Origin of the sequence: Huintestinicola sp., from assembly GCF_051882455.1 — a bacterium.
GTDB lineage: Bacteria > Bacillota > Clostridia > Oscillospirales > Ruminococcaceae > Huintestinicola.
This window is the reverse complement of sequence record NZ_JBJERV010000016.1, coordinates 1-15,614: the sequence shown is the minus strand read 5'-3', so window position 1 is coordinate 15,614 and position 15,614 is coordinate 1. Positions and strand designations below refer to the sequence as shown.

Sequence of the window (15,614 nt, the reverse complement as noted above, 5' to 3'; positions counted from 1 at the left end):
ACAGAAAAGGACTGAAACAAATATGAAAAAGGTTTTATCATCAATTATTCTGATAATGACTGCAATGCTGCTGTGCTGCGGCTGTGATTATTCGTCTTCGGGCAGCACATCCGTTACAACCCAGACAGAAGCGCCAAAAGAGGTTCTCTGTCAGATAACGGTGAATTATGATGAAAGTTTAGGTGAATATCTTTTCGGCAATTCGGAGGTGTTCTATATCTCGCTTGACGGAGAGGACATAGGCTCGGTTTCTTCCTCATCAAACTCAAAGCCGATAGTCAAGGAACTGTATCTGACCGAAGGATACCATACGGTCACAGCAAAAAGCTCAAAGGACAAGCTGTTTGATTTCAATACAGTTTCATTTAAGGTCAAGGCAACTGAGGGGCTTTACACAGCCGAATTTGAAATGGATAAGGGAAATCTTGAACTGGTTCAGACCCATATCTATGAGGAACCGAAAAACAATATGCCGCAGGAAGGCGAGGAAACAGTTTCCATAAATGAGGAGGATTATGTTTATCTAAATCTGTATGTGTGCTTCGGCTTATCTACGATACCCGATTTATTCACTGATGAATATCAGTCCTTTACCGTTTATCTTGACGGAGAAGAATTAAAGACCCTTGAGCGTGATGACTCGCTCATAGACCGGGATATGTATTTTGAAAAAGGCATTCATAAGTTATCTATCCGCAAAAATAATACAGATGATTTTGATTATGATTCATTGACGTTTACCGTAAAGGATACAACAACAAGACTGAGCTTTTTTATCTCACATAACCAACTGCTTGATACATATAAGCTTGAGGTAAGGGAATGATCCGGATTTTTACCCCATAAGATGCTCAATAAGAATTTTTATTCCCAGCAGCAGGAGAATAATTCCTCCCGCAAGCTCCGCTTTGGACTTGTACTTTGTCCCGAAAACCGAGCCTATCTTGACTCCTGCGGCGGATATCACAAAGGTGCATACCCCGATAAAAAGCACGGCGGCAATGATGTTCACTTCTAAGAATGCAAAGGTCACGCCCACCGCCAGAGCGTCAATTGCGGTGGCTATGGCAAGCACAAGCATTGTTTTCGGAGCAAAGGAGGGGTCTGGGTTCTCCTCATCGGCGGACAGCGCCTCCTTTACCATATTAAAGCCGATTATCGCCAGAAGAATGAATGCTATCCAGTGGTCAAAGGCGGTGATATAGCCCTTGAAATTCACCCCGAGCAGATAACCTATTGCGGGCATAAGCGCCTGAAAGCCCCCGAACCATGCCCCGCAGATAAGGGAATATCTGAATTTGTAGGAGGGGGTGGCAAGTCCCTTGCAGACGGAGACCGCAAATGCGTCCATCGAAAGCCCCACGGCGATGAGAAATAAGGTGAGCATATCCATAGCTTGAAAGTCCTTTCACGTTTATTTGGTTTATATATGTTTATGTCCGCAGAAAAATAAAAAGACTCGCATACAGACAAAGCCGACAGCTCGGCTGTATCTGTATGTGAGTCTTATCAATTAAGGCAAACCGGACCTTTCGGTCGGTATGTCGATTTGCCGCTTTATGCTGTGCATAAAGCAGATTACTCCCCCACGGAAATATTGTAAGGATATTCTAACATATTTTTCCCTTTGTGTCAAGACCTTTTGGAAAAAATCCTTGACAACCGGCGTTTTTTATGTTATAATCACCTTAATGCAAATGCTATGACGGAAAAAAAGCAGGGCATAACCGCTTTCAGAGAGCCTTCACGTGGTGGGAGAGGGCAGCGGCGCTTTGAAGATACATTCCCGAGCAGATACGGTGAAATTTAAGTAGCCCTATCCGTACCGAGACACGTTACAGTCTCCCCAAGGTCATACGAATGTATGGCGAACTGAGGTGGTACCGCGGTTTTTATCGCCCTCTTGAAGTGTGCTTCTTTTGAAGCAATGCTTCGGGAGGGCGTTTTTGTTTGAGGTGACATTATGAAAAAGCTTTCACTTGCGCTTGTTCCCGTTATTCTTTCGCTCCTGCTTTGTTCCTGCAAGGCTGAGATCATTCCGCTTTCCGAAGCAGTAATGCTTGATAACGATAAGCTTTCACGAAAGCTTGAAGGGCGTTCTATCGGCGAAATTTGCGATGCCTGGGGAGAGTCTGCTGTAGGCTATGGTGGTATTTATTCCTATGGTGATGCGGCTGCAGTAGTGTTTTTTGACCCGAAAGAACGTGCGGAAAATGCCATCGTCTGCGGCTGGCTTGAGGGCAGATATCTTCGGGATAAAAACGGCGGAGATATGGTTTTTATTGAGCAGGACGGATATATTGCACCTACTTCCGTAAGAACATATGACGGGACTTCAGGATCAGGCTATGACTTTGCCGAATTTGAAAACGGGGACAGGATAAAAATTCTCGTTGAAATGATAGCAGAAACATATCCCGGACAAGCAACTGTTTATGCTATAGAACTCATTGAAAAAGGCAGCTATGACGACCTTGACGGCGATGTACTTAATCAGCTCAGAGAAATGGGCTGGGCAGAATGAGGTAAGATTATGATATCAAACGATAATATCGACAACGGAAAGCCCTTTGACTGGGGCAGAGCCTCCTCCGATTACGCAAAATACCGTGACATTTATCCCCGGGAATTTTACGAGAAGATCCACTCCCTGGGCATAGGCATTTCGGGGCAGAAGGTGCTTGATATCGGTACGGGAACTGGCGTTATCCCGCGGAATATGTATAGCTTCGGCGCACGCTTTACGGGTACGGACATCTCGGAAAATCAAATTGAGCAGGCAAAGCGCCTTGCGGAAAAAGAGGGTATGGACATAGGCTTTTTCTGCCGCTCCACCGAGGAGCTTGACTTCCCCGAGGAAAGCTTTGACGCCATAACCGCCTGCCAGTGCTTTTTCTACTTTGACCATGACATTGCCGCTCCCAAGCTGTCAGGGCTTCTCTGCAAAGGCGGAAAGCTGGCGGTACTCTATATGGGCTGGCTGCCCTATGAGGACAAGGTGGCAGGGTCGAGCGAGGAGCTTATACTCAGATATAATCCCAAATGGACGGGCAAGGGCGATATGCGGCACGAAATATTTATTCCCGAGGTTTACGGAAATTACTTTAAAAAGCTTCACAGCGAGATATTCGATGTCAAGGTGCATTTCACCCGCGAAAGCTGGAACGGGCGCATCAAAGCCTGTCGGGGAATAGGCGCTTCACTGACCGGTAATGAAATTGCTGCTTTCGAGAGGGAGCATATGGCACTCCTTGAGAAGATAGCTCCCCGGGAATTTGATGTGCTTCATTACTGCGCTGTGACGGTCCTTGAAAAGGTGTGAGAAGATGAAATGTGAGTTTTATTCCACGGGAAAATTATACTTGTGCGAAAAAATCACTTTTTTTCTGAACATTTTTCTTATATTTTTACTCGTATTTATTATAGGAGATAGGTTGATATACATTTATGCGCCGGTCGTGATTTTATTTACATCATTGGCTGAACTGATTGCTTTTTCTATATTTGAAAGCGGACAAATTCTTGCTTGTAAAGATCAGCTCATTATATATCATAAGGTTTTTAATAAAAAAGCTTTTGTATCACATATCGAATATAAAAACATCTCCTGTGCAGAATACTGCATCAGAAAAAGCTATGCCAGAGGAGGCTTCGCATGTCACCTTTTTGTCCTGACTGTTAAATGCAGCGATGGAAAAAAGCAGGTGTTTATTTCCGAAATGATAGATCCTCCCAAAGACCCCGACAGCTTCAAGGAATACATAAACAGTCAGCCGATGATGAAGCTTTGCGGATATATCAATGAAAAATCAAGATAAATATAAGAACCTGTCTTCACAAGCATATACGCACGTCTTTTCGGCAAATTCTGCCTAAGACTGCGTTAAAAATCCTTGCCGGGCGGCAAGCCCGCCTGCGGATTTTTGCCTTGTCTTAGACATAATTATGCTCGAAAATCCGCACACATTTCTTGTGAAGACAGGTTCTAACACTTGAAAGGCGGTGGTATCCGTGAGATCAGTTTCTGATTTCATCTCATATAAATAATATCCAAGTCAGTTTAAAATTTTTAATATAAAACGGAGGAATTTAAAAATGACTTTATACGAAGAGCTTACCAGACGAGGACTTATCGCTCAGGTCACTGATGAAAAAGAAATAAGCGAGATGATAAACAACGGCAAAGCCACCTTTTACATCGGCTTTGACCCCACTGCGGACAGTCTCCACGTTGGTCACTTTATGGCTCTCTGCCTTATGAAAAGACTTCAGATGGCAGGCAACAAGCCTATCGTCCTTATCGGCGGCGGAACAGCAATGATAGGCGACCCCTCGGGCAAGACCGATATGAGAAAGATGATGACAAAGGAGACCATTCAGCACAATGTTGACTGCTTCAAGAAGCAGATGAGCCGTTTCATCGACTTTTCCGATGACAAGGCGATACTTGTTAACAATGCGGACTGGCTTTTAAACCTCAACTATGTTGACGTTCTCAGAGAAGTGGGTGCCTGCTTCTCGGTAAACAAAATGCTCACCTTCGAGTGCTACAAGCAGAGAATGGAGAGGGGACTTACCTTCCTTGAGTTCAACTACATGATAATGCAGTCCTACGATTTCTATATGCTGTTCCGGAAGTACGGCTGCAATATGCAGTTCGGCGGCGACGACCAGTGGGCAAATATGCTGGGCGGCACCGAGCTTATCAGAAAGAAGCTTGCAAAGGATGCCCACGCAATGACCATCACCCTCCTTACCAATTCCGAGGGAAAGAAGATGGGCAAGACCGAAAAGGGCGCCGTATGGCTCGACCCCGAAAAGACCTCTCCCTACGACTTTTTCCAGTACTGGAGAAACGTGGGCGACGGCGATGTTATCAAGTGCTTAAAGCTCCTTACCTTCCTGCCCATTGAGCAGATAGAGGAAATGGAGCGCACCATGACAGGCGCAGAACTTAACAAGGCAAAGGAGATCCTTGCATATGAGCTTACCGCTCTTATCCACGGCAAGGAAGAGGCTGACAAGTGCCTTGAGGCTGCAAAGAAGCTTTTCGGCGGCTCGGGAAATGCCGAGGATATGCCTACTACCGAGATACCCGCAGCAGAGCTTGAGGGCGGCATCAACATTCTTGGCCTGCTTGTAAAAACTGCTCTCTGCCCCTCCAAGAGCGAGGCAAGGAGACTTGTGACTCAGGGCGGCGTAAGCGTTGACGATGTTAAGATAACAGACCCGAGTGGCGTTATCGAGATCGCAGACAGCGTTATCATCAAAAAGGGCAAGAAGGTTTACCACAAGGTTACAAGAGCATAAAAATAAGGTGCGATAAAGAAGCTGTCGCAATTACGTTAATTATATACAGCGGCTCAATTATCAAGCTGCCACAGGAAATCGCCCGAAGCGATACTGTGGCAGCTTTTTGTATAGCAGGCTATAATCTTCAATCAATCTATAGACAAATCCTCGGCTGAGATGATCCCATTCATCATCCGGTTGCCTTATAAGGCAACGCTCCCTTGCAAGGCGGCAAGCCTTGCTGCGGTCACTTTCCTTGACCGGAATTATTTCATCTGTCGGCTTTGTCTATAGAACGATTAAAGATTAGTATAAAGCGTACAAATGTCAATACCTTTTTTTTAAAAAATTATAAGAATGCCGCTGTTAACAAAATCGAAAATAACAAAGCCGACAGAATAAAAACAACAAGCTCTTTTTTAGGTATTTTCCGATATTTGCGCAGATATATGAAAATCAAGAGCGTTAGTATTACTGCAAAAATACCGCCCCACAGTATGATCTGTTTTGCTCCCATTGTATTCTCACTCGCTTCTGAGCGCGATAACGGGGTCCTTGTTTGCGGCAACTCTTGACGGGATAAGTCCTGCTATCAAGGTAAGTATCACGCTTATCACAACAAGGATAATGCCTGCATTAAACGGAAGGACAGCCAATCTGCCAATACCTGTCAGATTTTCGGCAATAATGCTTATGGGTATGTTAAGCAGGACTGTCATTCCTATCCCGATAAGACCGGCGGTAAATCCGACAATAGCAGTTTCCGCATTGAATACACGGGAAATATCTCTCTTGGAAGCGCCCATACTTCTCAGTATACCTATCTCCTTTGTCCGCTCCAGAACGGAAATATATGTGATTATGCCTATCATAATAGAAGAAACGATAAGTGATATTGAAACAAATCCGATAAGTCCGTATGAAACGGCGTCTATCATAGCCGTTACGCCCGACATAAGCAAAGCAACATAATCGGTGTAGGATATTTTATCATCTTCCGAAGCGGAATTATTGTACTCCTCTATCAGTTCGTCAATATATTCCTTATTTTCAAAGGACTCTGCGTAAATATTCACAGCAGAAGGAGTTTCAAGGTCTGCCGCACCGATAGCCGTCAAGGTTTCTTTCAGCGTCGAGCCTGATACGGTTGCGGGCATATATTGGTCGTAATACTTTGCAAGGACGCTTTCATCTGTTATCGCACCTGTCAATTTGTCAAATTCGGCTGCGACAGCTGCATATCCTGCCGTTCCGAAAAGGTCGTTGGGAGCAGAAACGGAAGCCATAAGCTGTGAGATCTGCATTTTTGCCTGTTCCGCATATTTTTCCCTCACAAGCTTTTCAAGCTGTGTCCTCAGCAGACCGTTCAGTTCTTCATCGGTATGATCTTCAAAATAAGCCTCAGCGGCAGACTTTTCAAAGCCGTAGGAATTTGCGGCAAATTCTATTATGGAATCCCTTGTGGGGAAATTCTGCATATACGTATTTACCGTACTGTCCAGATGATCTGCCGGCGGCTCGGACATAATGGAAGTGTATATCTCGGTTTTTCGTACAGGGGTAAGCGTTGCGAAATACTCGGTTATCTTTTCTGCCTTGTATGTGTCGTCGGGGTCAATTTCTTCCGTAATTGTAAACGGAAGTCCGGTTAAAACGTCATAGTTTTCATTTTCAGGAAGAAGCTGTTCCTTTACTATTTCGCTGTCGGAATTTTTCTGTATAACATACTCTGTCAGTGCCGAGGTATAACCTATCGTGCCGAACATAGAATTGACGTTTGAGGCAGAAGCAGCATCGGGGTTTGGACGAAGTATGCCCACAAGTTTCAGATCATATCCGCTCTCTATCAGAAGCTCTGTTGAAGCCTCGTCCTCACGCATATCCTGCCATTTGCCGTCCGTTCCTTTGGAATAAAAATCGGAATTTACAAGCAGCTTGAACTGCGTGCCGAGAATATCCTCATATGCAATTCTCCGGGAAGATGACTCTATTTCCTCCTGCTTTGCAACAGCTGTGAAAATGTCGCTTACTTCATCATCGGACATCATTCCAAGTGCATACACCGCCACATCGCTTACCTCGTTATTGCTGTCGAGGATAAGCACGACCTCATTTGCCGCCTCGGGCCATTTTCCGCTTACAAGCTCATACTGCTCATAAACCATATCCGAGATAAGTCCGCCCGAGGTATCGGGAATAAGCTCCGACCAAAGCTCCACCGTTTCAAGACGTGTGCTGAGCATTGATGTAAGCGTACTGCCGCCCGAGCTTCCGCCTATGGAGGGCAGGACCTCCATTATATCGGTGCTGTGATATTCGCCGTTTTCGCCGATTACATAGGTGTTGAGCTCCGCTGCGTATTGATACTGTATATCCGAAACGTAATTATACAGTCCCGTGGTGCTTGTATCGGGATCCATCTCACGGTCTGCCCACGCCTTGAAGGCAGTAAGGTTATTCTGAATATCCTCCCCCGTAAATGCAGCGTTGAACATATCATACATACGGTCATTTGAATATACTGCGTCAAGCTCGTGACGGCTGTCGTCGTTCATTATCTCCTTCCTGCTTGAAAGCAGCGTCGTAATGCCGGACTCCTTTTCCTGTATTGAGATAGGATATGATGACAATGTATCCCTCTGAATACTGTCCACATAGTTCTGAATACCTGTGGAAATTGAAAGTATGAGCGCAATGCCGATAATTCCTATTGACCCTGCAAATGAGGTAAGCAGCGTCCGTCCTTTTTTTGTGCGGAGATTGTTAAAGCTGAGAGAAAGCGCCGTTGTGAAGGACATTGATATTTTTTTGCTTTTTTGCGGACCGACAGGCTCCTCTGCGGCATCGTAGGGGTCGGTGTCGCCGATGATATTGCCGTCACGGAGCCTTACTATCCTTGTTGAATACTGCTCTGCAAGCTCGGGATTGTGCGTTACCATAATAACCAGCTTGTCCTTGGCGATCTCCTTTAAAAGCTCCATTATCTGAATACTCGTTTCCGAATCAAGCGCACCCGTAGGCTCGTCGGCAAGGAGAATATCGGGATCGTTTATCAGGGCACGGGCAATAGCAACACGCTGCATCTGTCCGCCCGACATCTGATTTGGCTTCTTGTGGATATGATCGCCCAGACCTACCTTTTTCAGCACCTCAACAGCTTTCCTGCGGCGTTCCTTTTTTGATACGCCCGCCAATGTCAGCGCAAGCTCAACATTGGAAAGCACGCTTTGGTGAGGGATAAGATTATAGCTCTGGAACACAAATCCGATGGAATTATTTCGGTAATGATCCCAGTCGGCGTCCTTGTATTTCTTGGTGGATACGCCGTTGATCATCAGATCGCCGTCGGTATAACGGTCAAGTCCTCCGATAATATTAAGCATAGTGGTCTTACCCGAGCCGCTTTGTCCGAGTATGGATACAAATTCGTTTTCACGAAAGCTTATGCTGATGCCCTTTAAAGCGTCCTGCTTCAGATCTCCCGTGACATAGGTTTTAACAATATTTTTTAATTGCAGCATTTTATGCGATGCCTCCTTTTCTTCGGCATTATAGCACATCAAAATAAACTTACGGACAACTCGGAATAAACCGAGGATAAATTTAATACTAATAACCAATTAACCTATGGACAAAATACGGCGGCTATAATACGCCAACTCTGCGTCAAACTCCCTTGCCGGGCGACAGCCCGCCTGCGGTCGTTTTCCTTGATTTGTCGTATTCTATCCACCGTCTTTATCCATAGAACAATTGGTTATTAGTATAAGTTTATCTTGACGTATATTTGTGTGATATACTATAATGTAAAAAAGGAGGCGTTTATATGTTTAACATTCTTGTTGCCGAAGATGATGAAGATATGCGTGAGCTGTTCTGTACCGTGCTTTCCGACAGCGGTTATAACACCATTCCCGCTGCCGACGGGGCGGAGGCTCTCGATATTATGGATAAGGAATATATTGACCTTATCGTTGCCGATATAATGATGCCGAATATGGACGGCTATGAGCTGACAAGGTCACTCCGTGATGCAAAATATGATCTGCCAATACTTATGGTCACGGCAAAGGATCAGTTTGACGATATGCAGAGGGGCTTTCGGATGGGCACCGATGATTATATGATAAAGCCCATCAACGTTAAAGAGCTTGTTCTGCGTGTTGAGGCACTTCTGCGCCGTGCAAAAATATCAAGCGAGAAGAAGATAACCGTGGGGAAAACCACTCTTGATTACGACGCACTGACGGTCACTATCCACGGAAAAGAAACCATACTGCCGCAAAAGGAATTTTATCTGCTGTACAAGCTGCTGTCCTACCCCAACAAAATATTCACACGTCAGCAGCTTATGGACGAAATATGGGGAATGTTCTCCGAAACGGACGAGCGCACCGTCAATACACATATAAACCGTCTGCGTGATAAATTTCAGGGCTGCGATGATTTTGAAATTGTGACGGTAAGAGGACTTGGCTACAAGGCGGTGAAAAAGGTTGAATAAAAAGCGGCATTCAAAGCTGTGGCTGTATTTTTCGGGCGTAGTTTTTATAACGGGATTTATTGTATTCACGATCACCGCATTGATATGGCTTTTGCTTTTTGAACTGGATATAATACAGATCGACCCCCATACAAAAAAGGTTCCCATAGTATTGTTTTTGTTTGGAAGTATGCTGCTGGGAACCACCATTGCATTATTTGTGGGAAAGCGCATCATTCGTCCGATACAAAATATATGCAATGCTTTTGACGAGCTTTCAAGAGGAAATTTTGAAGTCAAAGTACCGGAAAATGAGCCTATTGAAGAAATAAGGGAAATGGCACAGCATTTTAACTCCATGACCTATGACCTTTCCCATATCGAAACGCTGCGGACGGATTTTGTGGCAAATGTATCTCACGAATTTAAAACACCTATCGCATCTATCGAGGGATATGCCGCTCTTTTGCAGGACAGCAGACTCACACCCGAAAAGCACAGCCGTTATGTTGAAAAGATACTTGACAATTCACGCAGGCTGTCAAGCCTGTGCAGCAGTATTCTTATGCTCTCAAAGCTTGAAAATCAGGAGATGATACTTGATAAAAAAGAGTACCGCATTGACGAACAGATCAGAAAATCAATTTTAATGCTTGAAAGCAAATGGTCTGCAAAAAACATTGAATTTGAGCTTGACCTGCCAAAGCAGCTATATTTCGGCAGCGAGCAGCTTATCGGTCAGATATGGAGCAATATTATCGACAACGCCATAAAGCATTCGCCCGAAAACGGCGTTATTGAAATAAATATGCACACGGAAAATGATATGCTGAAAATATCCATAACCGACCACGGCGGCGGCATGACGGAGGAAGTACAGAAGCATATTTTCGAGAAATTCTATCAGGCGGATACCTCCAGAAGCTCCGAGGGCAGCGGACTCGGTCTTGCACTTGTGAAAAGGATACTTGACCTCTGCGGCGGCACCGTTGCGGTCAAAAGCACTCAGGGTGCGGGAGCGACCTTTGTTATTTTTCTTCCGCTGTAAAGTTTACCGTAAGTTTTAATTGGTATGTTATACTTGGTAATATCAAAATAATTTTCGGAGGTATTACTATGGTATTATTTTTCAGCGGAACGGGAAACAGCAGATATGCCGCAAAAAGAATTGCTGAAATATCGGGTGACGAGCTGATTTCCATAAATGATAAGATCAAAAATAAGGATTACAGCGATGTAAGATCGGATAAAGCGCTTGTTTTCGTCGGTCCCGTTTACGGCGGAAGATTTCCCCGTATTATGGACGACTACATAAAAAGGGTACGGTTTATCGGCTCAAAAAACGTTTATTTTATAGCTACCTGCGCTGCAACGCCCTGGCTTACTGTAAGCTATGCCAAAAAGCTTTGTGAAGAGAAAAAATTTTCACTTCGTGGATTTAACTCTGTTGTAATGCCTCAGGGATATATTGCAGGCGGAGGCACCCAGCCAAAAGAAGTGAATGACAAGGTCCTCGCCGAAGCCGATCCTAAGATAACGGCAATAGCCGACAAAATCCGGGATAACAAGTCACTTGCCGAGGAAAAGCCGGGCAGCGGATTTATGTCAAAGATCCTTAATCCTATTATGTACTCTGTGATGATAACTGCAAAGCCATTTGCTGTCACGGATAAATGTTCAGGCTGCGGAAAATGTGCAGAGCGCTGTCCGCTCAATAATATAAATATCTCAAACGGCAGACCTTTCTGGGGAAAGGACTGCACTCATTGTATGGCTTGTATCGCAGGCTGTCCTTGTGAAGCTATTGAGTACGGAAAGAAAACACAGGGCAAACCGAGATATTATCTTGGTGATGAGTGATTTGAATAAATCAACATAATTTTCCCAACGATCGTGGTTGTCCTTTACGGACAACCCGATTTTTCTATTGAACCTACGCTGATGAAATTTGATCTTACCGAATAAAAACAGATAATATTGTTTTTAACGATATGATCATATCCCGAAATTCATAATATTGCGAAAGCTCCTAATATCAGCATTGGATAAAGCTTTTTATTTCAAAGATTACAGCCAAATTCCGAACAGCAGGGATTTTGACAAAAAATAAGACAGCACAGTCGGCTTGACAGTGCTGTCTTATGAAATAAGGGGAATACTTCTTTATGCGGTGCTGCCTTTTCTGCGGAAGCCCGTTTTGCTTTTATGAAAGGAGGTTAAGCGTTACCGTAAAAGCAGTTCTGTCCTCGTCAGACTCAGCGGCAATGCTGCCGCCGTGCTTTTCGGCAATTGTCTTTGCAATGGCAAGTCCCAGCCCGAAGCCGCCTGTGGAGCCGCTCCGTGATGCGTCGGTGCGGTAATAGCGGTCGAATATCCTGTCAAGCTCCTCGGGTGGTATGGGTGTGCCCTTGTTTGACACCGTAAGCTTAACTTTATTTTTTCGGCTCTTTTTCAAGGATACGCTGATCTCGGAATGCTCCGAGGAATGGCTTACGGCGTTGTCGATAAGGATATTTATCATACGCAGAAGGGCTTCCTTGTCGCCCTTTACCGTAATGCCGCTGTCGATATCGGAGCTTATTTCCTTGCCCCGTTCAAAGGCAAGTGCTTCCATGGCGAGACACGCCCCCTCTGCCGCTTCGGACAGATCAAGCTCTGACATAACAGGGGGATTGTCCGTGCGCTCCTCTCTTGAAAGATAGAGCATCTCATTTATGAGGCGGGACATTTTCTCTGCCTCGCAGCGGATATATCCGAACCATTTTCCCTGACCCGCAACGGTGTCATCGGGGTTTGAGGTAATAACATCAAGATTTGCGTTTATTACCGTAAGGGGAGTTTTAAGCTCGTGGGAGGCGTTGGAGAAGAAAACTCTCTGTCTGTTCCATGCGTCCTCGATGGGTATCACCGCCCATTTTGACAGCAGGATAGACAGCAGGAATATTACTCCCAGTGCCAGCACGAATATTCCCAGAAGGATAAACATCAGCCGTCTGAGCGTGGATATCTCATCGGTGCGGTCCAGGAGAACTATCATTTTTCCGCTTTCCGTATCACGAAGCTTGTAGCGGTAGGAGGTGCCCCCTGCGGATATGGTGCCGTTATCCTTGTCGGTGCGGCTGATTATCTCCTGCGCCGCGGCAGTTACATAGGAGCTTTGTACGTCCATCTCATGGGAGCTTGAAAAGAAACGTTCCCTGCTGTAAAAAATGCTCTGTATCTCGTTTTCGCTGTCCAGCTTGACCGTTATCCAGCCCGAGGACATCTGGATCCTGTTTTTGCCGTCGGGACGTTCGGAAATTTCCTTTGGAGGGGTATCTGTATCCTCCCCCGGCGGCGGGGGATTTTCCCATCTGCCGCTGTAGTCGATATTTATTGCAAAGTCGATTATCCTCTGGGCATTATGCTCCTCGGAGCGGTACATGGATATGAATATGGAGGCAAGCACACCCAGCATTACAAGGGCAAGAAGCCCTGTGAGAACAAAGGTAAATCTTGCTCTGAGCTTCTTTATCATCTGCCGCTTTCCTCCTCAAGAGTGTAGCCCACGCCGCGGACGGTCTTTATGGTTGCTCTTGACTTTATAAAGCCCAGCTTCTTGCGGAGAAAGGAGATATAAACCTCCACATTGTTATACTCCGCGTCTGAGTCATAGCCCCATATTTTGGTGATAAGCGTTTCCTTGCTCAGCACTCTTCCGCTGTTTTTCATAAGAAGCTCCATTACGGAAAATTCCTTGAGACCCAGCTTTAAGGAGTTCTGACCGCAGGAAAGCTCGTAAGCGGCTGTATCGAGAGTGATATCTCCGCAGGTGATGATATCCGAGTTTATTATGGCGGCGCTGCTTCTCCTGCCCAGCGCCCTTACGCGGGCAAGCAGCTCGTCGGTGGCAAAGGGCTTTGTGAGATAGTCGTCTGCGCCGCTGTCCAGCCCCTTCACCTTGTCGGATATCTCGTCCTTGGCGGTGAACATGAGCACGGGGGTGCTTATGCCCTCGGCTCTTATCCGTCTCAGCACCTCGATACCGTCCATTACGGGCATCATAATGTCGAGTATGATAACATCGTATATCCCCGTAAGGGCGTTATCCAGAGCGTCCGAGCCGTTTCCGAAGGCGTCGGCGGTTATCTTGTTCCTTGCAAATATCTGCACAAGGGCGTCGGCTAATTTTTCCTCGTCCTCGGCTATCATTACACGCATTTTCTCAGCCCCTTTCAGACCTTTGGGGATATGATATCATACGGGGCTTAAACCAATCTTAAACCTGACCCTTTTTGCTGCCGACCGTTGAAGGGTTTTTGGGAGTTCCCGATACTGCCCTGGAAGCCTTTCCGGGGGTGTATTTTCCTGTTTTGGAGTCATAGCGCAGGGCAACGATCTTGAATTTGTAGGTCTTGCCGTTTGTGAGACTCTTGACGGTGTATTTTGTGCTCTTGACGGTCTTGTATTTCTTGTACTTCTTTGTCTTTGCGTCATACATATATATCCTGTATGCATATGCCTCGTCAACGCTGCTCCAGGAAAGGGTAAGCTTGCCGTTGCCGGGCTTTACGTTTATGCTGAGGGGAGCGGGGAGGGTGTATTCAGAGCCCTTTTTGGGAGGAGTTTCCGAGCTGCTCTGTCCTGCGGAGGTGGAAACAACATCTGAAACGAATTTACATTCGGTGACGGTCATTGCGGAGAAGGATTTGTTATATATCTTTACCTTATAGGTCTCGCCGTCCTTCAGACCCTTGACCTCAGCCTTGCAGGAGGTGCCTGTCTGGCTGAAAACAGTTTTGCCCAGCCTGTCCTCGACGCTTACGGAGAAGATGTCCTTGTCCCCGGTGAAGTCATTGGGATTTTTCCAGCAGATAAGGAGCTTGCCGTTATTGGTCATAAATGTGATATTCTGCGCTGCGCCGTAATCGGGATATTCGCTCATATCCGATTTTATCGTGAATTTGCTTGCGGAGGGGGCATAGAAGGTCTTGAGGTCATTATCGTACTCGCCCTTCTTTAATGCGATAACGCAGGCGTAAAAGTCCTTTTTGGAATTATAGTCAACTCCGAAAACCGTTTCGGGAACAAGCACGGCTGTGTATTTTTTGTCAACATAGTATGTTTTTACAATAGTGCCGTCGGTATTGCATATCTTTACAGCGTATTTGTCGGCGGAGGGCACCTGAGTCCAGGTGAACTTCACGCAGCCGTTGAAAAATTCGGGCACAGCATTCTGGACAACTGCGGAAGTGGTGGCAGGCGCAGAGGGGGTCAGAGTGCCTGAGGTGTTTGACGAGCCTGAACTGCCGCCGTCTTCAACGGTAAAATCCACTGCGCCTGCGGCAGCGGTCCCGAGGATGGAGAATGACATTGCTGCCGCCATAAGGGATGCGGTGATCTTCATAGTGTATTTCATATTCATCAGCCTTTCTTTGTTATATTTGATATTTATATTGTATCATATACCGCTGCCTTTTTCAAGCAAAAAAGAGATATTTCTTAAAATAGTCTTAAAAAAGCAGAGAAAATTTTTCTTTAGCGGCATAGGGGAGGAAAATACCGCATATAATATAAATACATCGGACGGAAAAACGGCTTCAATACGTTATTTGCTCTGCTCCCAAAACTTTTTTGAAAAAATTTCAAAAAACCCTTGACAAACGCTTTGCATTAGTGTATAATATAAAAGTCGGTTGACGAAAGCCACTGACAAGGACAAATGTGGGAGCATAGCTCAGCTGGGAGAGCATCTGCCTTACAAGCAGAGGGTCATAGGTTCGAGCCCTATTGTTCCCACCAAATGGCCTGGTAGTTCAGCTGGTTAGAACGCCGCCCTGTCACGGCGGAGGTCGTGGGT

12 protein-coding genes, 1 tRNA gene and 1 other annotated feature are annotated in these 15,614 nt (G+C 45.6%); of the genes, 8 read left to right on the top strand and 5 right to left on the bottom strand.

The annotated features are described in order from the left end of the window. The first annotated feature begins 22 nt into the window (after positions 1 to 22). The gene (locus ACI4J0_RS02620; RefSeq protein WP_439764260.1) at positions 23 to 826 is read left to right on the top strand and encodes a hypothetical protein; all 804 of its coding nucleotides are present in this window, start codon (positions 23 to 25) and stop codon (positions 824 to 826) included. A 9-nt stretch (positions 827 to 835) separates the two neighbouring features. On the opposite strand, the gene ACI4J0_RS02615 is transcribed toward ACI4J0_RS02620, so the two are convergent. Then, on the bottom strand, positions 836 to 1,393 hold the full coding sequence (locus ACI4J0_RS02615) for a manganese efflux pump MntP (protein ID WP_439764259.1): 558 nt from the start codon (positions 1,391 to 1,393) through the stop codon (positions 836 to 838). Positions 1,394 to 1,693: 300 nt separating this feature from the next. Then, positions 1,694 to 1,906, top strand: a binding site (T-box leader). A 57-nt stretch (positions 1,907 to 1,963) separates the two neighbouring features. Between ACI4J0_RS02615 and ACI4J0_RS02610 the strand changes: the two genes are divergently transcribed. The 3 genes from ACI4J0_RS02610 (at position 1,964) to tyrS (ending at position 5,310) form a co-directional block, all read left to right on the top strand. Beyond that, positions 1,964 to 2,524 (top strand): hypothetical protein, encoded by a 561-nt coding sequence (locus ACI4J0_RS02610; protein WP_439764258.1) that lies wholly within the window; start codon positions 1,964 to 1,966, stop codon positions 2,522 to 2,524. A 6-nt stretch (positions 2,525 to 2,530) separates the two neighbouring features. Beyond that, positions 2,531 to 3,322: a class I SAM-dependent methyltransferase gene (locus ACI4J0_RS02605; RefSeq protein ID WP_439764294.1), complete on the top strand. Its 792-nt coding sequence runs from the start codon at positions 2,531 to 2,533 to the stop codon at positions 3,320 to 3,322. A gap of 773 nt (positions 3,323 to 4,095) precedes the next feature. Next, a complete protein-coding gene (gene tyrS / locus ACI4J0_RS02600; RefSeq protein ID WP_439764257.1) occupies positions 4,096 to 5,310 on the top strand; it encodes a tyrosine--tRNA ligase in 1,215 nt (404 codons plus the stop codon). A gap of 506 nt (positions 5,311 to 5,816) precedes the next feature. Here tyrS and ACI4J0_RS02595 read toward each other — a convergent pair. After that, the gene (locus ACI4J0_RS02595; protein WP_439764256.1) at positions 5,817 to 8,813 is read right to left on the bottom strand and encodes an ABC transporter ATP-binding protein/permease; all 2,997 of its coding nucleotides are present in this window, start codon (positions 8,811 to 8,813) and stop codon (positions 5,817 to 5,819) included. Between the two features lie 305 nt (positions 8,814 to 9,118). On the opposite strand from ACI4J0_RS02595, the gene ACI4J0_RS02590 reads away from it, so the two are divergent. The 3 genes from ACI4J0_RS02590 (at position 9,119) to ACI4J0_RS02580 (ending at position 11,635) form a co-directional block, all read left to right on the top strand. Further along, positions 9,119 to 9,796: a response regulator transcription factor gene (locus tag ACI4J0_RS02590; RefSeq protein WP_439764255.1), complete on the top strand. Its 678-nt coding sequence runs from the start codon at positions 9,119 to 9,121 to the stop codon at positions 9,794 to 9,796. Next, positions 9,789 to 10,823 (top strand): HAMP domain-containing sensor histidine kinase, encoded by a 1,035-nt coding sequence (locus ACI4J0_RS02585; RefSeq protein WP_439764254.1) that lies wholly within the window; start codon positions 9,789 to 9,791, stop codon positions 10,821 to 10,823. The genes ACI4J0_RS02590 and ACI4J0_RS02585 overlap by 8 nt, the downstream gene beginning before the upstream one ends. Positions 10,824 to 10,891: 68 nt before the next feature. Then, positions 10,892 to 11,635 carry an EFR1 family ferrodoxin gene (locus ACI4J0_RS02580; RefSeq protein WP_439764253.1) on the top strand — a complete coding sequence of 248 codons (744 nt, stop codon included), beginning with the start codon at positions 10,892 to 10,894 and terminating at the stop codon, positions 11,633 to 11,635. A gap of 343 nt (positions 11,636 to 11,978) precedes the next feature. Here the strand turns inward: ACI4J0_RS02580 and ACI4J0_RS02575 are convergent, their stop codons facing one another. From ACI4J0_RS02575 to ACI4J0_RS02565, 3 genes are read right to left on the bottom strand one after another with little or no spacing between them, the layout of a single operon-like run. Continuing rightward, complete coding sequence (locus tag ACI4J0_RS02575) at positions 11,979 to 13,292, bottom strand: ATP-binding protein (RefSeq protein WP_439764252.1); 1,314 nt, start codon at positions 13,290 to 13,292, stop codon at positions 11,979 to 11,981. Next, a complete protein-coding gene (locus ACI4J0_RS02570; protein WP_439764251.1) occupies positions 13,289 to 13,975 on the bottom strand; it encodes a response regulator transcription factor in 687 nt (228 codons plus the stop codon). Before ACI4J0_RS02570 ends, ACI4J0_RS02575 begins: the two co-directional genes overlap by 4 nt. Positions 13,976 to 14,033: 58 nt before the next feature. Further along, positions 14,034 to 15,173 carry a fibronectin type III domain-containing protein gene (locus ACI4J0_RS02565; protein ID WP_439764250.1) on the bottom strand — a complete coding sequence of 380 codons (1,140 nt, stop codon included), beginning with the start codon at positions 15,171 to 15,173 and terminating at the stop codon, positions 14,034 to 14,036. A 307-nt stretch (positions 15,174 to 15,480) separates the two neighbouring features. On the opposite strand from ACI4J0_RS02565, the gene ACI4J0_RS02560 reads away from it, so the two are divergent. After that, a tRNA-Val gene (locus tag ACI4J0_RS02560) sits at positions 15,481 to 15,556 on the top strand. Positions 15,557 to 15,614 lie beyond the last annotated feature (58 nt).